At 34.6% G+C, this 21,985-nt stretch carries 18 protein-coding genes; 17 read left to right on the top strand and 1 reads right to left on the bottom strand.

All coding sequences use genetic code 11. The features are described from left to right. Positions 1-2: 2 nt before the first annotated feature. The 8 genes from CHB80_RS03200 to CHB80_RS03165 all read left to right on the top strand — a co-directional run bounded on the left by CHB80_RS03200 (position 3) and on the right by CHB80_RS03165 (position 7,741). Positions 3-989, top strand: a complete 987-nt coding sequence (locus CHB80_RS03200) for a carboxypeptidase-like regulatory domain-containing protein (protein WP_089369978.1) — start codon at positions 3-5, stop codon at positions 987-989. 160 nt (positions 990-1,149) lie between these two features. Continuing rightward, complete coding sequence (locus CHB80_RS03195; RefSeq protein ID WP_089369977.1) at positions 1,150-1,791, top strand: peroxiredoxin; 642 nt, start codon at positions 1,150-1,152, stop codon at positions 1,789-1,791. 197 nt (positions 1,792-1,988) lie between these two features. Then, positions 1,989-2,405 carry a hypothetical protein gene (locus CHB80_RS03190; protein WP_143337035.1) on the top strand — a complete coding sequence of 139 codons (417 nt, stop codon included), beginning with the start codon at positions 1,989-1,991 and terminating at the stop codon, positions 2,403-2,405. A 72-nt stretch (positions 2,406-2,477) separates the two neighbouring features. Next, positions 2,478-3,584, top strand: coding sequence for a cupin domain-containing protein (locus CHB80_RS03185; RefSeq protein ID WP_089369975.1), 1,107 nt, complete (start codon positions 2,478-2,480; stop codon positions 3,582-3,584). Between the two features lie 8 nt (positions 3,585-3,592). Continuing rightward, a complete protein-coding gene (locus CHB80_RS03180; protein WP_089369974.1) occupies positions 3,593-4,954 on the top strand; it encodes a mercuric reductase in 1,362 nt (453 codons plus the stop codon). 79 nt (positions 4,955-5,033) lie between these two features. Then, entirely contained in the window at positions 5,034-5,399 is a 366-nt protein-coding gene (locus tag CHB80_RS03175) for a hypothetical protein (protein ID WP_089369973.1), read from the top strand. Between the two features lie 242 nt (positions 5,400-5,641). Next, positions 5,642-5,902, top strand: coding sequence for a DUF4212 domain-containing protein (locus CHB80_RS03170; RefSeq protein WP_089369972.1), 261 nt, complete (start codon positions 5,642-5,644; stop codon positions 5,900-5,902). A 114-nt stretch (positions 5,903-6,016) separates the two neighbouring features. Further along, positions 6,017-7,741, top strand: a complete 1,725-nt coding sequence (locus tag CHB80_RS03165; RefSeq protein WP_089369971.1) for a sodium:solute symporter family protein — start codon at positions 6,017-6,019, stop codon at positions 7,739-7,741. A 137-nt stretch (positions 7,742-7,878) separates the two neighbouring features. Here CHB80_RS03165 and CHB80_RS03160 read toward each other — a convergent pair whose 3' ends face one another. After that, on the bottom strand, positions 7,879-10,104 hold the full coding sequence (locus CHB80_RS03160) for a response regulator (protein ID WP_089369970.1): 2,226 nt from the start codon (positions 10,102-10,104) through the stop codon (positions 7,879-7,881). Between the two features lie 266 nt (positions 10,105-10,370). On the opposite strand from CHB80_RS03160, the gene acs reads away from it, so the two are divergent. The 9 genes from acs (at position 10,371) to CHB80_RS03115 (ending at position 21,965) form a co-directional block, all read left to right on the top strand. After that, on the top strand, positions 10,371-12,278 hold the full coding sequence (acs, locus tag CHB80_RS03155; RefSeq protein WP_089369969.1) for an acetate--CoA ligase: 1,908 nt from the start codon (positions 10,371-10,373) through the stop codon (positions 12,276-12,278). Between the two features lie 706 nt (positions 12,279-12,984). Further along, positions 12,985-13,413, top strand: coding sequence for a hypothetical protein (locus tag CHB80_RS03150; protein ID WP_089369968.1), 429 nt, complete (start codon positions 12,985-12,987; stop codon positions 13,411-13,413). After that, the gene (locus CHB80_RS03145) at positions 13,400-14,311 is read left to right on the top strand and encodes a hypothetical protein (RefSeq protein WP_089369967.1); all 912 of its coding nucleotides are present in this window, start codon (positions 13,400-13,402) and stop codon (positions 14,309-14,311) included. Before CHB80_RS03150 ends, CHB80_RS03145 begins: the two co-directional genes overlap by 14 nt. 94 nt (positions 14,312-14,405) lie before the next feature. Then, positions 14,406-14,831, top strand: a complete 426-nt coding sequence (locus CHB80_RS03140; RefSeq protein ID WP_143337034.1) for a hypothetical protein — start codon at positions 14,406-14,408, stop codon at positions 14,829-14,831. Between the two features lie 173 nt (positions 14,832-15,004). Then, positions 15,005-16,486 (top strand): type I restriction-modification system subunit M, encoded by a 1,482-nt coding sequence (locus CHB80_RS03135; protein WP_089369965.1) that lies wholly within the window; start codon positions 15,005-15,007, stop codon positions 16,484-16,486. Between the two features lies 1 nt (position 16,487). Beyond that, positions 16,488-18,296, top strand: a complete 1,809-nt coding sequence (locus CHB80_RS03130) for a DUF262 domain-containing protein (RefSeq protein ID WP_089369964.1) — start codon at positions 16,488-16,490, stop codon at positions 18,294-18,296. Then, positions 18,297-19,754, top strand: a complete 1,458-nt coding sequence (locus CHB80_RS03125) for a type I restriction-modification system subunit M (RefSeq protein WP_089369963.1) — start codon at positions 18,297-18,299, stop codon at positions 19,752-19,754. After that, on the top strand, positions 19,755-20,987 hold the full coding sequence (locus CHB80_RS03120) for a restriction endonuclease subunit S (RefSeq protein ID WP_089369962.1): 1,233 nt from the start codon (positions 19,755-19,757) through the stop codon (positions 20,985-20,987). It abuts the gene before it with no gap. Between the two features lie 3 nt (positions 20,988-20,990). Beyond that, on the top strand, positions 20,991-21,965 hold the full coding sequence (locus CHB80_RS03115) for a hypothetical protein (protein WP_089369961.1): 975 nt from the start codon (positions 20,991-20,993) through the stop codon (positions 21,963-21,965). Positions 21,966-21,985: the final 20 nt, after the last annotated feature.

Raw genomic sequence — 21,985 nt, 5'->3', positions numbered from 1 at the left:
CTATGAAAGCACTATTCTACATCTTTTGTTTTCTCTTTTATGGAAGTTTATATGCGCAATCAGTAAGCGGTATCGTATACGATGGTGTAACCAAAGAACCTTTGCTAGGTGCCTCTGTATATTTTGAAGGCACCACCATAGGAGGCATTACCAATGAGCAAGGTAAATTTTCACTATACACAGAAATAACAAGCACCTCTCAACTTGTAGTCACCTATCTAGGATATACAGATGTTGTACTTAATGCATCAGGAAAAAAACCATTAACTATTTACCTTCTCCCTAAAGAAGAATCGCTTGATGAGGTAGTCGTAACTGCTACACCATTATTTACGAGAGAGCAAATGCTTATAGCATTTCGGGCGCAGTTTTTAGGAAGAACAAAGGCGGGGCAATCCTGTAAAATTCTGAATGAAGATGCACTTAGATTACGTTATAATGCTTCCAAAAAACAACTTATCGTAAGTTCCAACGAGATCTTGCGTGTAAAAAATCCATATCTAGGATATGAAATACGTTTCCGTCTCTATGATTGCAAGATTTCCTATTTCAGAAAATCACTTTCACCTTTTGATGTACAACAATCCTATTATGCAGGGACTAGCTTCTTTATTGATCAGAAAAAAGATGTGAGAAGATATAAGAAAAGAAGACAAGAAGTATACGAAGGCTCATCCTTGCATTTTATGAGAACGGTCGCAACAGAGAAATGGGATGAAGAAGACTTTACCATTTATAAAAAAGGATTACCCGCATACCCTAAAACACATTTTATTGTAAGTGACACCTTAGGCATAAAAAAAGTACAACTTACAGACCCAGTAGCGATCCTATATGATAAGAAAAAACGCTCTGATATTCGCGCAAAATATACACATTATACCATTGATGGCTTTGGAAATTTCTATCCACCAGACGCTTTGGTTTTTAGTGGTCTTATGGGACAACAACGTCTAGGCGATGCCCTTCCGTTAGATTACGGATTGTGATTTTTTAGCTCCTCTTTTTTTAGTCACGCTTTCGCGAAAATAAACCACTCCTGCGCTGATAACTTTCATATCTTTATTCGACGAAAGAGAAAGAAATCAAATCCCATGATGTATTAGAACTTCACAATGCATCATACAGATTCAACTAAAACTTAAAAAAATGAGCACAATTAAATTAGGAGACATCGCGCCAGACTTTACAGCACCTACTACAGAAGGAGATATCAATTTTCATGAATGGTTAGGAGACAGCTGGGGAATTTTATTTTCACACCCAGCAGATTATACCCCAGTATGTACTACAGAATTAGGAACTGTAGCACAATACACAGACGAGTTCAATAAACGTAATGTAAAAGTTGCAGCACTAAGTGTAGATGGTGTTGCCTCGCATCACGGATGGATTAAAGACATTAATGAAACTCAAAATACCACCGTAAACTTTCCAATTATAGGAGATGAAGATCGTAAAGTAGCCACCCTTTATGATATGATTCATCCTAATGCAGATAGTACGTTAACAGTGCGTTCTGTATTCTTAATAGGTCCAGATAAAAAAGTAAAATTAACCCTTACGTATCCAGCTGCAACAGGAAGGAATTTTGATGAATTACTTCGTGTAGTAGACTCTTTACAATTGACAGCATACCATAAAGTAGCCACACCAGCCAATTGGAAACAAGGAGATGATTGTGTCATTGTACCTTCTGTAACCAATGAGCAAATTCCAGAATTATTCCCTAAAGGACATACAGAAGTAAAACCGTATCTTAGACTCACCCCACAACCTAATATCGAGTAGCAATACAAGATTTTCAATTCCCGCGAAGGCGGGAATCTGTTTCTTTTTTTGGCAATGAAAAAAAGAAAGATCACTTTAGATATTAATAACATTATTCAACAATTTTTAATCAATTTGTAATAATGAGTCTCAAATTATACGTGTCTTTTATCTTATCGTTTATTGGATTGAATATATATGGACAAATAGATAGTAATGTGTCATATCAAAAAGTTTTGAGTGAAAATAGTATTGATAGTATATATGTTTTCGGGCAATGGAATAAAATTGATGGAATAGAAACTCATTTGAAATATTTAGGAATTATATGTGGCAAAAATGAGAACTTCAAAATAGTTATTTCGTCTAGACTCTGGGGATTGTCAAAAAGAGCAACTAATAAGATTTTAGTATTTAGTGAAAAAAATAAATATTTAGGTAATTATTATATAACTATGAAATATGATTTGCCTGAAAAAATTGAAAATAATCAAATTGTATTTTTACCTTCTAAAGAAGATAATTGTGATAAAGATTTAATCACCTGTATATCTTTTGATAAAGGAATACCAGAACAATTCTTTATAGAATGTAAAGACGGTAAGGGAGATATATACTTGTTTAATAAAGAATAACAACTTGCTATAATATAAACATGCAAAAGTCTATTATTTTCTATTTGCATTTATTATAATATTGAAAAACGTATGAGCACATACCATCCAAACCAATCCTACGCACAATTGCGTTTGCCATCAGAAGACCTGACAGCAGATATGGATTTCTTTATCCAATTGGGGTTTCGATTAGATAAAATCTTCCCAGCAGATGATCCTGCGGTAGCCATGCTTTCTGGATTTGGAATACATGTGATATTAGACAAAAGAGTAACAAGCCCACCGGCAGTCATCAATATTATTACAGACTACCCAGATACGATTGCTCAAGGAAAAACAGAACTCACAGCACCCAATGGTGCTGTGATTCATATTCTGCCCAGAACCCAAACACTGGTAACACCAAGTACACAGCATCATTTTGAAGTACGTAAACTTACAGATGGCGCTTCATGGGTTATTGGTCGTGCGGGCATGCTCTATCGTGACCTGATCCCCGACCGACTAGGAGGTAGTATTATAGCCTCTCATATTAGAATTCCTAATGGAGGCCCTGTACCTGATATGGTGCATTACCATACTATTGGTTTTCAACTCATATTTTGTAAAAGCGGTTGGGTAAAACTCGTATATGAAGATCAAGGTCCTCCCTTTATTTTAAAAGCAGGAGATTGTGTGACACAACCCCCAGAAATACGCCATAGAGTATTAGAGTCTTCAGATAATCTAGAAGTCATAGAAATAGGAGTTCCCGCAGAACATATGACAACGATAGATCATGATGTAGAACTCCCTACAAAAACTTACAATCCTGATCGTCTTTTTCAAGGACAACGGTTTTGTCATCATCAGTTAAAAGATGCAACCTGGGATCATTGGCGTTTAGAAGGTTTCCGCTTTCGCGAAAGCGGAATTAAAGAAGCCACCCAAGGAGATGCTTCTGTGCAGGTAATACAACCTATTCAGGCAATTAAAGAAACAAAAACCATAAGTCATACAACAGATATTTTGTTTAGCTTTATATTATCAGGATCAATGATATTAGAAGTAGAAAATCAAGAAATACAATCACTTACTGAAGGCGATGCTTTTGTCATTCCACCAGATATGAAATATACATTTAAAAACATAGCAGAAGATTTGGAGTTACTGGAAGTAGCATTGCCGGGAAATTTTAAAACCATACAACATTCATAACAAAGCGGATGAAACAATTTGATAGCATTATTGTAGGATCAGGACAAGCAGGAACACCGCTTGTATTTTCAATGGCAAGCAAAGGCCAGAAAGTAGCTTTTATAGAAAAAGAACATCTAGGAGGAACCTGTTTAAATATAGGATGTACCCCTACCAAAACCTATGTAGCAAGTGCTAGAAGAATGTGGGACATCTCTCAAAGTGAGTCCTTAGGTGTTGATTTTTCGGGAAGCTTTAAAAGCAATATGCCTAAGATTAAAGCAAGGAAGGATGCGCTTATTGCAAAATCTGTAAAAGGCATTACTAGCGGTGTAGAAAACCATAAAAATATTACGTATTACAAAGGCGAAGCCCATTTCATAAATAACACCACAGTTTCTATAAATGGAGAAGAAATTACAGCACCAACGATTGCAATTAATGTAGGAGGAAGACCTTTTGTGCCATCAGAATATAAAGAAATACCACACCTTACCAATCAATCTATTTTAGAGCTTACAGAGCTTCCAAAACACTTAGTCATTGTAGGCGGAAGTTATATAGGATTAGAGTTTGGACAAATCTTTAAACGTTTTGGAAGTGAAGTAACGATTATAGAACGAGGCGATTGTATCATTAAAAGAGAAGATCAAGAAGTAAGTGATAGCATACATACATTCTTAAAAGAAGAAGGAATCAACTTTGTGTTTAATGCCAAAAAAATAACGCCTTCTTATCAAGATGATGAGGTAACATTAACTATTAATGATACGACAACTGTAAAAGGATCACATTTGCTATTAGCTATCGGGAGAGTACCAAATACAGATACTTTACAACTAGAAAATACTACTATACAAACTAGTTCAAGAGGATTTATAGAAGTAGATGATTATTGCCGTACCAATGTAGAAGGCGTTTTTGCGATGGGCGATTGTAATGGCAAGGGAGCATTTACACATACAGCATACAATGATTTTCAGATTGTAGAAGACTATATTTTTGGAAGTAAAAGCAGAAAGGTTTCCGATCGTATTATGACGTATGGTCTTTTTGTAGATCCGCCATTAGGACGCTGTGGGATGACCAAAACAGAAGCCAAAGAAAAAGGTATTAATGTACTGGAAGGAAGACGCGAAATGTCCAGAATTGCACGCGCCAAAGAAAAAGGAGAAACCCATGGCTTTATGAGCATACTGGTAGATGGCGATACCCAAAAAATTATAGGCGCATGTGTGTTAGGAACTGGAGGAGATGAGATTGTGACCAGTGTTTTAAATGTCATGTATGCCGGTAAAACCTATGATCTTATTAAAGATTCGGTCGTATTACACCCAACCGTTTCTGAACTAATCCCAACATCCTTAGAAAAACTAAAACCCGTCGAGTAGTTATAGGTTGTAAATATTTAATGAAATATTCTTTAAAAAATACATGTTATATTAACTATTGAGGATTGGTAAAAAAATAATGAGAGAGATAGTACATATAAGAGAAAGTGAAGTTGTTATTTATGAGGTTACCAATAAATATTTAAAAGAATGTTGGAACTTAAAAGTAGATTTAGCTAATAAAGACATCTATCTGGAGTATCTCAAAAAATGTGAATTTGAAAATATTTTACTTGATAAAACTCAGTGTATTTTTTCGGATAAATGGATTTCACATTTTCTGACAAATAAATCTGATGGAGATTGGTTATGGAGTGTTGATCTAGAGCATTATTTTGAAAAATATAACTTTTTATGGCCAGAAGCACATCTGAAAAAAATGCGAAACTCAAATTTTAAATTATCGGACAATTCAAAATCAACAATTAAAAAAGACGAGACTTAGGAGCTGAATTATATAATTGTAGCGCTTTACCTATTAAATCGGATACATTTAAAGATTTAATTGTTCAAAACAGAAGTGTAAAAAGGATTAAACTCACAACAATAAAATCTGAATTGCACTAAAACATAGTTTGCCTAAGCCATTCCATAAATTCCTTTAGGAATGTATATTCTAAATATAGTAACACTATAAGTTACGATTTAATTTACTAATTTACATACCCTAATACGTTATGTATCTTTATGACACCATCACCTAACACGCCAAAGGCGTACTGGAAAAAAAACCTCAAATACCTTCTCATCTTACTCTTGATATGGTTTGCTGTTTCTTACGGAGCAGGCATTCTCTTTAAAGATACCCTAGATACTGTTCGCTTAGGGGGATTTCCGCTAGGATTTTGGTTTGCACAACAAGGAGCTATTTATGTATTTGTTATTCTCATTTTTGTCTATGTCTGGTTAATGAATCGATTGGACAAAAAACATGGATACGATGAATAATTCGAAATATTATTTTATAGAAGGATACTCTTTCCCTTTGGGAGAGATGCCCAGGGGGCAGAGAGGATTTTCGCGAAAGCATAAAGATATCAATCACATTAAACCATTACATACATGAACGTACAAACCTGGACATATATACTTGTAGGCGTCACTTTTGCTATTTATATAGGTATTGCCATATGGTCTCGCGCAGGATCTACCAAAGAGTTTTATGTTGCAGGAGGCGGTGTTTCCCCATGGGCAAATGGAATGGCCACCGCTGCCGACTGGATGAGCGCAGCTTCATTTATTTCAATGGCAGGTATTATCTCTTTTGGAGGATATGACGGTTCTGTATACCTCATGGGATGGACGGGAGGTTATGTGCTTTTAGCGTTATTACTAGCTCCATATCTTCGAAAATTTGGCAAGTTTACCGTCCCTGATTTTATAGGGGATCGGTACTATTCAAAAACTGCAAGAGTCGTTGCGGTACTGTGTGCATTACTCGTTTCATTTACCTATGTTGCAGGGCAAATGCGTGGTGTAGGGTTGGTGTTTTCTAGATTCCTAGAAGTAGATATCAATACAGGAGTGATTATTGGTATGGCAATCGTGTTGTTTTATGCAGTGCTCGGTGGGATGAAAGGGATTACTTATACCCAAGTCGCACAATACTGTGTATTAATTTTTGCCTTTATGGTTCCTGCTATCTTTATCTCTATTCAAATGACGGGTAACCCAATCCCGCAAGTAGGTATGGGTGGAACCGTAGAAGATGGTACCTATCTTTTAGATAAACTCAACGGACTTTCACAAGACTTGGGATTTGCACAATATACCAATGGTTCTAAATCAAAGATAGATGTATTTATGATCACATTGGCGCTTATGGTAGGAACAGCAGGACTTCCGCATGTGATTGTTCGATTTTTTACGGTAAAGCGAGTAAAAGATGCACGTAAATCGGCAGGAATAGCCTTATTATTGATTGCTATTTTATATACAACAGCACCCGCAGTAGCCGTATTTGCACGTACCAATATGATTACCACTGTAAGTGATCAACCGTATTCAGAAATGCCTGAATGGTTCACCAAATGGGAAAATACAGGCCTGATTACATTTGAAGATAAAAATGGCGATGGTAAAGTGCAGTATACCGCTTTCGCGAAAGCAGAAAATGGACACCCTGCAAATGAGCTTACTGTAGATCGTGATATCATGGTGTTGGCAAATCCTGAGATTGCCAACCTCCCGGCATGGGTTATTGCGTTGGTAGCAGCTGGAGGACTGGCTGCAGCATTATCTACAGCAGCGGGACTATTACTTGTTATCTCATCATCTGTGTCTCATGATTTAGTAAAGAAAACATTTAAACCTGACTTGACAGATAAACAAGAACTTTGGATTGCACGTGGTGCCGCAACTGTAGCGGTAGTCATTGCAGGGTATTTTGGTATTGATCCACCAGGATTTGTTGCCGCCGTAGTTGCCCTTGCTTTTGGACTCGCTGCAGCATCCTTCTTTCCTGCTATTGTGTTAGGGATTTTTTATAAAAAGATGAATAAAGAAGGGGCTATCGCTGGAATGGTTGTCGGTATTACATTGATGATTTTTTATATGCTGAAGTTTAAATTTGGTGTTTTTGATGGAGGGAAAAGTGCTGTAGTTGGACTTCAAAAAGAGTGGTGGTTTGGTATTTCTCCAGAAGGATTTGGAAGTGTTGCGATGGCAGTTAATTTTATAGTAGCGCTTATCGTAAATCGTTTTACACCAGATCCACCAGAAGAAGTTCAAGAAATTGTAGAAACCATTAGGATTCCTAGTGGGGCTGGAGATGCGAGTGCACATTAGTAGGCTTTATCGTTTTACTCTCCTTTTAGTCGTGAACCTGTCGGCAGGCAGGTCTCGCAAGCTCGATTTCGCACTTCGACAAGCTCAGTATAAACTTCTACGTCATAAATTCTTTGAAAGCGTATATAAGAAATTTACTAATTGATATACTTTACCAGAAGTTCTAGTAATCGCTCTGTTCTATAGGGCTTTACTATGGCATCATCTATACCATAAGAACCAAAGTCTTTTTCTGGATTAATAGCATTGATGGCTGTAAGTGCAATAATGGGGGTGTTTAAGCCAATATTTCGAATCTCTCTACTAGAGTCAAGCCCATTCATAACAGGCATATTCACATCCATAAGAATTGCATCATACGATTGTTCTTTTACTTTTTCTATAGCATCAAGGCCGTTGTCAGCAATACCATGTGACATCCCATGTTGCTCTAATACTTTTTGAGTAACAAGTTGATTAATCTTATTATCATCTACAATTAAAATCTTTTTGTCTTGTAGTTTTTCGATGCACACATTTTCTTGCCCTGTGTTCTGTTGTGATATAATACTTTTAGAAAAAGAAAGGACACAAGAGAATGTCGTTCCCTTTCCATAGGTGCTTTCAAACATGATTTTACTTCCTAGAATCGCTAGAATTTTATTGACTATTGGAAGCCCTAATCCTGTACCTTCATATTCACTTAAGTTAGTGCCCTGTGTAAACTCTTCAAATATTTTTTCTTGTTGCTCCTCTGGAATACCAATACCCGTATCCTTAATCATAAACAGTAGCGATATATTTTGATCGTCTACCCGCTGTTTTTTTACAATAACATCAATACGTCCATCTTGCGTAAATTTACTGGCATTACTCACTAAGTTCATTAATATTTGAGAAATCTTAACTTGATCTCCCACAAGCGTCTTAGGAATAGTAGGGTCTATATCAATATAAACTACATTATTGTTTTGCTGATTGATAAATTCAAAAGACTGTGTAATACTGTGAATAAGTGTTTCTAGATTGAAATTGCTATTTTGAATGAGTTGTCCCGTTTGCGATTCAAGCTTATTTAAATTTAAAACATCATTTACAAGGGCTAGTAAGTAATCTGCAGAAAACTTAAGAGAAGTAAGGTCTTCGAGATTGTCTTTAAGCTTAGGGTCTTTAAGAAGTATTGATGATAAACCTATAATACCGTATAATGGTGTACGAAGTTCATGACTAATCGTAGAGAATAATTGTGTTTTTGCTTGTGTAAGTTTTTCAGATTTTTCTTTGGCTTCTAAATATTGTTGGTTTTTAGCTTTTAAGTCTTTTAATAATTTAAAACGCTTTCTACGCATATACAATAAGAGCCCTACAAAGAGTAATAAAATGCTTCCTACTATTAGTGAAAATGTAGAGAGTAATTTACTACTAGATGCTTTTTGTTGTGCTAATTGTTTTTCGAGCTCAGAAGCTTTTAATCGTTGTTCATATTGATCTAAATTAAACTTAGATCGCGCAAGTTGCTGCTGCGATATGTTATCTGTATCATAACGCTTATCTCTTAAAGCCTCATACTCTTTTCTTACATCATTAAGAACTTTGTATTGTTCTGTATTTTCATAAGCCTCAATCAAGTATTTGTAATTATTAAGCAATGTTTCTTCTTGATAGACACCATCTTTTCCAATCTCCATAGATTGTAAAAGATATTCTATGGCTTGGTTGTATTGCTTTTTGAGTAAAAAGATGCCTCCTTGCACGTGATATATGGTAGCAAGATATTCTTCTTTTCTATCTTCTAAATCTTTTGATTTTAGCGCCATTGGTAATGTTTTGTCAACATAATATTGCGCTTTATCTGGGTCTTTAATGCCTACATAAAGTTCGGATAAATTATTAAGAGAAATAAAGGTGAAACGATCATCTTTTAATTGTTGTCCAGTTTTATAGGCATTTTCAAAATATGTAATAGCCCGTTGATGATCTTCTTTAAAGTAGGTATTCCCTAAATTAATATTTAATATTCCTATGTATAAGGTGTCTTTTTGCTGTTGAGCTTTTACTAGTGCTTCATTAAAAATTTCACTTGCTTTTTCGGTATCATCTATCTGAATAAAAGCATTTCCTAATACAGAAATAAGCCCTCTTTCTCCAGCTTTGTATTCAATATCACGTGCGTTACTAATAAGATCTGGCGTTTTGTCAATAATTTTATCATAATTAGCATTATGAAAATCATCACGTAACACACCTATCATAGAATCTATTTGAACATTTGTATAGGTGTATGGAATATCCTTAAAACTTTCAGATTGTTGCAAGTCTTGCGCTGTTATAGAAGTACATAACAAGCAGAAGAAAACAAAGAGGATATTCGGGGTTTTAAACATCAAATTGGTTTGGGAGCAGAAATATAACTATTTTATCTTTAACTAGATAGGTATCTATCTCATTATTTATGGATAAAACCTATAGATAGAGTGATTTTGAAGATGAAAAGCATGTTTTTTTAAGAAAATTACATCTAATAATTCCATTTTAAAGAAATTTTCATAAAAGAGGTGCAATAAAATTAATAGCATTCCTATACCGAATAAGATTGTTTTGATCTGTTTAAAATGGTAATTTTAGTGATTCTAAATGTATGTATTGATTTATGAATTTATACCATATCCAAAACCTCGAACATTATTTTCAAGTATATCGACATTCTGTAGATGCGCCAGAACAATTTTGGGCACAAATTGCTCAAGATAATTTTGTGTGGCAAAAACCATGGAATACCATTCTAAATTGGAATCCAGACACGGCAGAAGTTCGCTGGTTTGAAGGAGCACAACTCAATATTACAGAAAACTGTCTCGACAGACATTTAGAAACCCGAGGAGATAAAACCGCCATTCTTTTTGAGCCAAATGATCCCAATGACCCAGCAGAACATATTACCTATAAAGAATTGCATACACGGGTATGTAAATTTGCCAATGTGCTAAAAGATAAAGGCATTAAAAAAGGAGATCGTATTTGTATTTATTTACCCATGATCCCTGAGCTTGCCATCGCAGTATTAGCCTGTGCACGTATTGGAGCGATTCATTCGGTGGTATTTGCAGGGTTTTCTGCAACGGCACTCTCAACTCGTATTAATGATGCCGAGTGTAGCATGGTGATTACCAGTGATGGTTCTTTTCGCGGAAGCAAAACCATAGATCTTAAAGGAATTGTAGATGAAGCCCTAGAAGACACGCCTACCATAGAAAACGTACTCGTTGTAAAAAGGATTCACTCAGATATTGTTATGAAAGAAGGGCGAGATTACTTGGTGCAACCTTTGCTAGATGTTGCCTCTGGAGATTGCCCTATTGAAGTGATGGATGCCGAAGACCCACTGTTTATTCTATATACCTCTGGATCTACTGGAAAACCTAAAGGCATGGTGCATACTACCGCAGGATATATGGTGTATAGCGCTTATACCTTTAAGAACGTATTCCAATACCAAGAAGACGATGTGTATTGGTGTACGGCCGATATTGGATGGATTACAGGACATAGTTATATTGTGTATGGACCACTAGCAAATGGAGCTACTACAGTCATGTATGAAGGCGTACCTTCCTATCCCGATTGGGGACGGTTTTGGGAGGTAGTCCAGAAGCATAAAATCACACAATTCTATACAGCGCCTACAGCCATACGAGCATTGGCTAAAGAAAATTTAGAATTTGTAGAAAAATATAACCTCTCTTCGTTGAAAGTTTTGGGCACTGTAGGCGAACCCATTAATGAGGAGGCATGGCATTGGTATAATGATAATATTGGTAAGAAACGTAGCCCTATTGTAGATACGTGGTGGCAGACGGAAACAGGTGGGATTATGATTAGTCCCATCCCATTTGCAACCCCTACTATTCCTACGTTTGCGACCTTGCCGTTACCAGGTATTCAACCTGCATTGATGGATGAGCATGGGAAGGAGATTCTAGGCAATCAGGTCGACGGTCGTCTCTGTATCAAATTTCCATGGCCATCCATGGCGCGAACTATTTGGGGGAATCACCAACGCTATATAGATACGTATTTTTCCGCTTTCGCGAAAAAGTATTTCACCGGCGATGGTGCTTTTAGAGATGCTACCGGTTATTACCGAATCACAGGCCGTGTAGATGATGTCATTATTGTATCAGGTCATAATTTGGGTACTGCACCCATCGAAGATGCTATTAATGAACACCCCGCTGTTGCCGAAAGTGCTATTGTAGGTTTCCCACATGATATTAAAGGAAATGCATTGTATGGATATGTGATCCTAAAAGAAACGGGCGAAACTAGAAATCATGAGAACCTTCGTAAAGAAATCAATCAAGTGATTACAGAAAAGATTGGCCCTATTGCCAAGCTGGATAAAATCCAATTTACAATAGGTCTCCCCAAAACCCGATCAGGTAAAATTATGCGTCGTATTTTACGTAAAATCGCTCACGGCGAAAGCGATCAACTAGGGGATATCAGCACCTTACTGAATCCAGAAGTGGTAGAAGCAGTGATAAAGGAGGCGTTGTAATCCCCTCATCCCAACCTTCTCCCAGAGGGAGAAGGGGCTTTTTTGTTTTGGTGTATTTTGCTTTTGCGAAATGATGTCGAGATGTCAACTTCTTTATGTATACCGATTTTGAATCTAATATTTTATAAGTCTGAGTTTCCCCTCTAGAAAGAGGGGAGTAAGGGGTGTGTTATATGACGATAGTTGTTCAAGAAAGTAACTTCGATACAATACTTCGTGTTTCTGTATTACTCAGCTACCTTACATTGTAACAATGATAGGACATTGAGTGATTCTATAATTGCTTCACACAATTATAGAATCGTACCGAAATGCCGGACTCACAATTCTTAAATCAAAAATAGAGTATTACTCTAATTTAGAGTGTTACTCTATTTTTTGGTTCTCATAGTCGATGACTTCGATATAATTTCTCATCCTTCGAAATCACTCAGTCACCTTTGATTCGTTTTCAAATTTGAGGCTTCGATACAATACTTCGTATCTCTGCATCATTCAAACTCCTTGCTCTCTATTAGATTCTAGGATGCTGAGTGGCTCATTGAAAATGGGTTGCATTGAAGAGCGATGGAATGGTATCGAAATGACCTTTTTTATAAATTTTACGGCTGATTATGAGTGTGTTGAATAGGAAATACCCTCTATTGGGTATGTTTCTTCATTTGATTTCTTTCCACATTTGAACAAAATATAAAAATGGGGAATTATGAAAATAGCATTTGAAGTAGATAAGAAAGAAGCGCATCTACTATTGAGAGGCCTAAAACGCTTAATGGGACAAACGCAAAATCCAAAAACCTTAAATGCATTACAGAAAATCATTCGAGAGATAGATAAAGATGTTCGTGTTGAAGAAATTGTGTTTAGAAATTTAGAATACAAATCAAGAGATTTTAGAAATACAAACGTTCCTTTTTTAAGAACATCTGATCTTAGAGAAGGCTTACGTATGGGAGCTCCTTTTGTAGAAGCTACTAATGGATTACGATTGTTGAGTCAACATATTCTTAAAAATCTAGTATTAAAAACAAAACCTGGTAAGCAAGTTCCTCGAATCTCACTCACGCCTATAAAGAAATGTAAAACCGTAAAAAATGTCGTAGACGTTATTGTAAAATATTATGAAAAAGTATAACTTAATTATCATTTTATGTGTCTTTGCATTTGCGACCATAAAAGCACAGGACACAGAGGATAAAGATTCGACGCCGAATCCTTACTTTTCTTTAAAGTTAGGGCAGTCGTCAGATAATGCATTTACCAAAAGTAAACCAGCGCAACTCATTGCGAGTTTCCCAACAGGTGATAGTATTCCTGATTCATATTTGATTAATGCCTATTCTGAGTTTTCTCTGAATTGGTTTGATGGAGATCTTTCCATAGGAGTTACTGGGGAAATTCAAAAGAATACTTTAATTGACAAGGAACAAGATGTACGACAATTTGGTCTTACATTCCTAGGGAAAATTCCGAATAAAGGCAACGGTCAGTTTGTGGTAAGCGGGAGTTTAAAACAATCTAAAGATTTGATTAAAGATGAAGAAGCATTTCAAGCACATGCAGGTATTAAATACCATGATTTTAGAAATAAAAACTGGTTATTTAAGACGCAAACAGTTTTCCCCTATGATGACCAGAAAGGAGATTTTGGGCATTACCTAGCGTTTAGATTTGATTATAGTACAGGATTAGGGTATATAGGAGGTGATGAAGAGGTGTTGTTTGCAAAAGTAAATACTCAGATAGAAGCTTTTCCATTATATGGACTGTTTAAAAAGGAATTTAAGCAACCAGAAATACTATTTGTGAGCTACAACTTAAATGCTCGATCAGCTATTAGTGGAGATACGACCTTAGATATAAATCCATTACATACCTTTTCTGCAGGATCTTCCTATAAAATCAATGAAGAAACCACCTTGTCATTAGCCTATAATTTATCTAAAGGAGCCAATCCTTTTGCAGGATTAGCTAATCAAGAATTTAGATCTCTTACCGTCAAGTTTATCATTGAGATTAGTAATAAAGGATAATCAATTAATCAAAACACCACACATTTTAAACCCTCTCTAATAGTTTTTATTAGAGAGGGTTTTATTTTTTTCTATCTTCACAAAAAACAATCTTTTGAAGTATATTTTTAGTTGTCTGTTTCTAGTATTTATGTGTACCCTTCATGCACAACAAAGTGTATTAACCTGCGCCGATTTTAAAGAAGGTTCTTTTATTATTCCTATGGAAGAATATATTCCTTTTGAAACACTTATTATCCGACAAGGAAAAGAGCAAAGAGAAATCGTAGATTATAATGGTGAAACTTCAGAAGTGGTGGTTGGCGTTGAGTGGACCAGTGATTGCACCTATGATTTAACCTATAAGTCTAGCCATAACGACCCAGATTTTATAAAAAAAGATACGACGTTTAAAGTCTCCATTGTTCATGTAGAGATTCTAAAAATAGTAGATAGCTGCGCGTATATTACAGCTTCTACAACAGTAAATGGCGAGTTTGTCAAAGTACCTGGTAGAATGTGTAAGGAGGAGTTGTTGTAGCCCTTTTAGAAACAGTTCTTTACGGAAACCCGTAAAATAGTTCTTCCTAGAAAAGCGTATCTTCACACTTCAAGATTCACTCCCTAAATTCAAAATAAAATTGTACTGCAATACAGTATGTGTTGTGGTATGGGATTTTTATATTTACATAGTAACCTAATAGACACTAATTAATGCCGCAAGAAAAGATTACACTCTCTCAATTAGAACAATACCTGTCCAGAGCAGCTTGGATTCTTAAAGGACCCGTAGATGCTTCAGATTTTAAAGTATATATATTCCCATTACTATTCTTTAAACGATTATCCGATGTGTATGATGAAGAATACCAACAAGCATTTGAAGAATCAGATGGAGATATTGAATATGCATCATTACCAGAATTTCATCGATTTGAAATTCCAGAAGGGTGTCACTGGAAAGATGTAAGAGAAACGACTGTTAATGTCGGACTCGTGATTGAAAAAGCATTGAGAGGTATTGAGCAAGCCAACCAAGAGTTATTGTATGGCATTTTTGGAGATGCTCAATGGAGCAATAAAAACAAACTATCAGATCGATTATTAATAGATTTAATAGAGCATTTTTCGCAGTATAACTTATCTAACTCTTTGGTTGAACCAGATATGTTAGGAAATGCCTATGAATATTTAATCAAGCATTTTGCAGACCTAACAAATAAGAAAGCAGGAGAGTTTTATACGCCACGTTCTGTAGTTCACTTGCTTGGATTAATCCTTGATCCTCATGAAGGTGAAACTATTTACGACCCTGCTTGTGGTACAGGAGGCATGCTCTTAGAGTGTGTAGATCATTTAAAAGAGAATAAAGAAGATTATAGAACCCTTAGGCTATTTGGTCAAGAAAAAAACTTAACGTCCAGTTCTATCGCAAGAATGAATATGTTTTTGCACGGGATAGAAGATTTTCAAATTGCCCGAGGAGACACCTTGAAAAATCCTGCTTTTTTTGCAGCAGATGGTTTAAAAACATTTGACTGTGTAATTGCAAATCCTCCCTTCTCTTTAAAAGAATGGGGAGCAGAAAATTGGGCAAATGATCCTTACGGTAGAAACATTGCTGGAGTGCCACCAAAAGGTAATGGAGATATGGCTTGGGTACAGCACATGATTAAATCTATGAATAGTACAGGGCGTATGACAGTAGTCTTACCTCATGGTGCTTTATTCAGAAAGGGGGCAGAAGGAAAGATTCGCAAGAAACTCCTAGAAGATGATTTGTTAGAAGCCGTTATTGGTTTGGGATCAAACATTTTTTATGGGACACAATTAGCAGCCTGTGTGATGGTATTCAAACAAAATAAAGAAACTTCAAAAAAAAATAAAGTACTGTTTATTGATGGATCAGATCAAGTAAGAATAGGTCGTGCGCAAAACTACCTAGAAACAAGCCATGTAAACCAATTATTTGATTGGTATGCTACGTATCAAGATGTTGAGAATTATGTGAAAGTGGCAAGCATTGATGAGATTATAGAAAATGATTTCAACTTGAATATCCCTTTATATGTAGAAAAGATCATTGAAGATAATTTACCAAGTGTTGAGGAAGCTTTAGCTGATTTAAAGCTCGCTTGGCGCGAAAGTCAAAAAGCAGAGGAGAAATTTAAAACGATTTTAAAAGAGTTTATATAGTATGGCTTACGAAAAACCAATAACCATAAAAGAAGCTATCACAGCTATACAGGATCAAGAATTTATTCTACCGTCAATACAAAGGGAGTTTGTTTGGGGAACTTATCAAATTGAAACATTGTTTGATTCTTTAATGAGAGACTATCCAATTAGTACTTTTTTATTTTGGAAAGTAAAATCTGAAAATATTGATAAGTTTAAGTTTTATCGGTTTCTGAAAGATTATCATCAAAGAGATAATAAACATAATCAACCAGCAGATATAAGTTCAGAGAAAGATAGAATAGCAATTTTAGATGGACAGCAAAGACTAACTTCTTTATATATTGGACTTAAAGGAAGTGATTCCAGAAAATTACCTAAATACCAATGGAGTAGTGACTATGCTTTCCCTACAAAGAAATTATATGTAAACTTGTTAGAGAAATCTTCAGATTCAGATAGAGAATATGATTTTCAATTTTTGTCAGAGGATGATTTGAATTGGTATGAGCATGAAACAGAAAAAAAGTATTTTTGGTTTAGAGTAGGTGATGTTCTTGGATTTAAAGATATAACCGAAGTAATGCAATTTTTAGTGAAAAACAAATTAATGGATAGTTCATTATGGACTCAAAATGAAATTGATTTTTCAATGAATACGCTTTCAAAATTATTCAAAGTAATTTGTGAAAATGAAACCATAAATTTCTTCTTAGAGAAAAGTGAAGAACTAGATAAAGTGCTTCAAATTTTTATTAGAATTAATAGTGGAGGAACAAAGTTGAGTTATTCTGATTTATTATTGTCTATTGCAACAGCGCAATGGAAAAAGAAAGATGCTAGAAAAATAATACATGAATTTGTAGATAAAATAAACGCAATTGGAGGAGGGTATTCTTTTAATAAAGATATTGTGTTAAAATCTTGTCTTGTTTTGTCTAATATAAAAGATATTCGTTTTCATGTAGACAATTTTAGCTCAGAAAACATGAGTAAGATTGAAGATGAATGGGATGATATTTCAAGTGCGATTACATCCACTATAAAGCTAATCTATCATTTTGGTTTCAATAATAAAGCGTTAACTGCAAATAATGCTATTATACCCATTGCTTATTTTATTAAAAAACGTGGTATTTCAGAATCTAATTTACTAAACCATTCAAGTCAAGAAAACAACAGGAAACTAATAAAAGAATGGTTAATTCGCGCTTTACTTAAAAAAGTATTTGGTGGCACGCCAGATAGTTTATATCCTGTTTATAGAAACATTATAAATCAAAATGAAGGAGATTTTCCTTTAGAAGCTTTAATAGAAAGATACAAAGGGAGTAATAAGTCCTTAGAGTTTTATGAAGATAATATAGAGCATCTATTAACTACTAATTACGGTAGTTCATTTGCTTTTATGGTTCTTAGTTTGATTTATCCTTTAAAAGGAAGTTATGAATTTCATCAAGATCATATGCATCCAAAAACCTTTTTTACCCATAAGAAATTAGAGAAATTTGGAATTGAAACTTTTGATGAAAGAGAAGCTTACATCTCAAGATATAATTCTTTGCCAAATTTACAATTAATAGAAGCTGTTGAGAATAAACAAAAGAATGCAAAGAAGTTAGATGTTTGGTTAGATGAAGCTTACCCGTCAGAACAAGAACAATTAGCTTTTAAACATATGCACTTCTTTCCAGTTGATGAAAGCGTTACATTTTCAAATTTTGTAAACTTTTATGATGCAAGAAGAGAGTTATTAAAACAAAAATTAATAAAAATATTAAATGTTAAGATTGTTGAAACCGAGACTATAAATAATATTCCAAATTAAATGACCCAACAAAACCTAGAAAAATATTTATGGGGAGCAGCCACCGCATTACGTGGGACCATAGATGCTGGAGATTATAAACAATACATCTTTCCGTTATTGTTTTTTAAACGCATTTGTGATGTATATGATGAAGAGTTTGAAAAAGCATTACAAGAAAGTGATGGAGACTTAGAGTATGCCGCTTTTGCAGAACATCATCATTTTGTAGTCCCCGAAAACGCCCATTGGAATACCGTAAGAGAAACTACGGTTAATGTTGGTGTCGCCATACAAGATGCTATGCGCGCTATTGAAAAGGCTAATCCAGAAACTTTATATGGTATTTTTGGAGATGCCTCTTGGACCAATAAAAATAGATTGAGTGATGCAACATTAACCAATCTTATTGAACATTACTCACAACATAAACTCAATTTAGAAAACGTACCCGATGACCAGTTAGGAAATGCGTACGAGTATTTAATAAAAGAGTTTGCAGATGATTCTGGCCATACCGCCGCCGAGTTTTATACCAACCGTACCGTGGTAAAACTCATGACTATGATCATGGACCCACAACCCGGAGAAAGCGTATACGATCCTACCTGTGGTTCTGGAGGTTTATTATTAAACTGCGCCCTGCATTTACGTGATGAAGGCAAGGAATACAGAACCCTCAAATTATACGGACAAGAAATTAACCTGATTACCTCTGCCATAGCGCGTATGAATATGTTTATGCATGGTATAGAAGAGTTTAGTATTATTCGTGGTGATACGCTAGCACAACCTGCTTTTTTAGAAAACGATACTTTAAAAACTTTTAACGTAATTCTGGCCAACCCACCCTATTCTATCAAAGCGTGGGATCAAAAAGCATTTACAAACGATCCTTTTGGGCGTAACCTTTGGGGCACACCCCCGCAAGGATGTGCAGATTATGCATTCCAGCAACATATACATAAAAGTCTAGATAAAGAAAATGGTCGTTTTGCTATTCTTTGGCCTCATGGTATTCTGTTTAGAGATATGGAGGCTGAAATGCGACGTAAAATGGTTGCAGAAGATCAAATTGAAGCTGTTATTGGTTTAGGTGCAAACTTATTTTATAATTCGCCAATGGAAGCTATGATACTTATAGGTAATACTAATAAAACAAAAGAGAGAAAAGGTAAAGTGTTATTTGTTAATGGAAAGGATGATGTGATAGATAATAAAGGCTTAGCATATTTAACTGAAGACCATATTAATAAAATGTATCAAGCTTATAAAGATTTTGTTGATATTCCTCATTATTCTAAAGTAGCAACAACTAAAGAAATACTTGAGTTTGATGGTAATATGAATATCAACTTTTATGTAAAGAAAGATAATTCAGAAAATGAAATTTCATTTCCAAAAGCATTTAAAAAATGGAATGAAGATGGCAAAAGGTTGAATGAATCTATGAATAACCTATTTGAATTACTTAACTAAATGTGTGAAATATTAGAAAATACAAATAAAGAACTTTGTTTAGATAAAAGTAAGTGGAAGCTAACTAAGTTTGGTGATGTTGCTATTCAACAAAAGGGTAAAGTGGACCGTGAAAATACTAATCTAACACGATATATTAAAGGTGAGCATATGGGGTCGAAAGATCTTCATATTAGAAAATGGGGAGATTTAACAGATGAATATTTAGGTCCTGCTTTCATAAGAAAGTTTGAAAAAGGAGATATTTTATATGGTTCACGAAGAACGTATTTAAGAAAAGTTGCTATTGCAGATTTTGATGGTATAACCTCCAATACAACATTTGTAATAAAAGCAAATGAAACTAAAATTGACAAAAGATTATTGCCTTTTATAATGATGTCTGAGGGTTTTACAGAAAACTCAATTAAGAACTCTAAAGGTTCTGTTAACCCATATATCAATTGGAAGGATATTGCTAAATATGAATTCCTACTACCACCCAAAGACCAACAAGCCAAACTTGCAGAATTACTTTGGGCGATGGATGAGGTTGTTGAGAGGGATATTTTAGCGTTAAATAAGATTGAAGCTACTTTAAATTCAAATATCGAAAATGAAATTCATGGTATTTCTTTGAAAGGAAAAGTTATTCGTGAAGTTTTAGATGAATTTTCTAAAAAAAGTGAATTAGTTCCATTAGTCGAACTTGGGGAGTTATTAAAAGGAAAAGGAATACCAAAAGCTGATGTTAAAACTCAAGGTTTACCTTGTGTCAGATATGGAGAATTATATACTAAGCATCATAGGGTAATTAGGAATTTCAATTCATTCATTTCAGAAGAAGTCAAAGCGAAAAGTTTTTTACTCAAGAAGAATGATATTCTTTTTGCAGGTTCGGGTGAAACTATAACAGAAATAGGTAAATCGGCTGCTTTTATTGATGACATAGAAGCTTACGCAGGAAGTGATACCTTATTGTTTAGACCTTACGATATGGATGGTTATTATTTAGGTTATTTAATGAATTCACAATTTGTTAGACAGCAACTAAACAAGTATGGAACAGGAGCAACTGTTATGCATATTTATAATTCAGATTTAGCTAAAGTAAAAGTTCCAAAAATTGATAAGGAAGATCAAGTCAAAATTGCTGAAAAACTTGAAAAAATTTCTAATAATGTTTTTAGTTTAGAAGAAAAAATATCAAGGAGTAAAGCATTACAAAAGAGTTTAATTAATCAGGTGTTTTAGGGGATGGGATATTATGAGTCAGATGAGACATGGAATGCTTTAGGAATTAAAACTAAAGAAGAATTTGTTGAAAAATATGTTGTGGTTGGAAAGTTTCATGACAATGTCCCAGATGATATCGTAAAATCGTATATAACGATAAGTTATATAATGGCACATTCTTATTTTCATTACCCGATGTATGATGAAGCAATGTCAAAAGCATTGTTAGTAATGGAAATGGCTGTAAAACTAAAGGCAAAACAACTTAGCATTGATGTAAAGTTGCCTCCTAACAAAAAAGGAGTTGTTCGTGATAAAAATTTAAGTACGTTAATTGATGAGATGTGCGCTATCGATGAGTTGTCGTTTTTGAAATCAGATTTTGATAGAGCACGTAATATTAGAAATATGAAAATGCATCCTGATCAAAGAAGTTTGATGGGGATAGCAGGTAGAACTAATAATAATATCATGTTATTTATTAATATTATCAATCAATTGTTTCTAGATACCAAGACACTTAAAAAGGTTCATCAAAAAAATAATCAATTAGAGACTGCATTATCTGCATTTCAAAAGGGATTGTATGTGTTCGAATGTCATAAGGGAAAACTACTTGTCGATGTTGTTTATCTATTCAAATATTTTCAAAAAGGGAATCGCAAGCTTTTACTCTTATATGTAAATCCAGTTATAACAAATGCATATAATAGCTTAACAGAACATAGGTTTAATAAACCTCTTATTGTAGGACTTACGGAATTCAAAATAGATAAAATGACTATTGTTGGTAAAGAAGATAACGGATGTGTATTTAAAATGTATGTAACGAAGAAGAAGAATGATGTTGAATTACTCAAACAATATAATGCTGATATTGATAAAGTTTCTCAAAATGATATAGATATGTTTAAGCAGATTAACAGCCAAGAAGCATTATGGAATTTGGAGAAAAAAGTATATGAGAATTGTTGGAGTGAAAAAGAGTTTAATTAATCAGGTGTTTTAAAATAATA

The organism is Dokdonia pacifica, assembly GCF_900188275.1.
Classification (GTDB): domain Bacteria; phylum Bacteroidota; class Bacteroidia; order Flavobacteriales; family Flavobacteriaceae; genus Dokdonia; species Dokdonia pacifica.
Note: the sequence above shows the minus strand (reverse complement) of the source record. Positions and strands in the feature narration are given on the sequence as shown.

Coding starts and splice junctions, on each gene's coding strand:
- CHB80_RS03200 (WP_089369978.1), top strand. CDS start 3: ATGAAAGCACTATTCTACATCTTTTGTTTTCTCTTTTATGGAAGTTTA.
- CHB80_RS03195 (WP_089369977.1), top strand. CDS start 1,150: ATGAGCACAATTAAATTAGGAGACATCGCGCCAGACTTTACAGCACCT.
- CHB80_RS03185 (WP_089369975.1), top strand. CDS start 2,478: ATGAGCACATACCATCCAAACCAATCCTACGCACAATTGCGTTTGCCA.
- CHB80_RS03180 (WP_089369974.1), top strand. CDS start 3,593: ATGAAACAATTTGATAGCATTATTGTAGGATCAGGACAAGCAGGAACA.
- CHB80_RS03175 (WP_089369973.1), top strand. CDS start 5,034: ATGAGAGAGATAGTACATATAAGAGAAAGTGAAGTTGTTATTTATGAG.
- CHB80_RS03170 (WP_089369972.1), top strand. CDS start 5,642: ATGACACCATCACCTAACACGCCAAAGGCGTACTGGAAAAAAAACCTC.
- CHB80_RS03165 (WP_089369971.1), top strand. CDS start 6,017: ATGAACGTACAAACCTGGACATATATACTTGTAGGCGTCACTTTTGCT.
- CHB80_RS03160 (WP_089369970.1), bottom strand. CDS start 10,104: ATGTTTAAAACCCCGAATATCCTCTTTGTTTTCTTCTGCTTGTTATGT.
- acs (WP_089369969.1), top strand. CDS start 10,371: ATGAATTTATACCATATCCAAAACCTCGAACATTATTTTCAAGTATAT.
- CHB80_RS03150 (WP_089369968.1), top strand. CDS start 12,985: ATGAAAATAGCATTTGAAGTAGATAAGAAAGAAGCGCATCTACTATTG.
- CHB80_RS03145 (WP_089369967.1), top strand. CDS start 13,400: ATGAAAAAGTATAACTTAATTATCATTTTATGTGTCTTTGCATTTGCG.
- CHB80_RS03135 (WP_089369965.1), top strand. CDS start 15,005: ATGCCGCAAGAAAAGATTACACTCTCTCAATTAGAACAATACCTGTCC.
- CHB80_RS03130 (WP_089369964.1), top strand. CDS start 16,488: ATGGCTTACGAAAAACCAATAACCATAAAAGAAGCTATCACAGCTATA.
- CHB80_RS03125 (WP_089369963.1), top strand. CDS start 18,297: ATGACCCAACAAAACCTAGAAAAATATTTATGGGGAGCAGCCACCGCA.
- CHB80_RS03120 (WP_089369962.1), top strand. CDS start 19,755: ATGTGTGAAATATTAGAAAATACAAATAAAGAACTTTGTTTAGATAAA.
- CHB80_RS03115 (WP_089369961.1), top strand. CDS start 20,991: ATGGGATATTATGAGTCAGATGAGACATGGAATGCTTTAGGAATTAAA.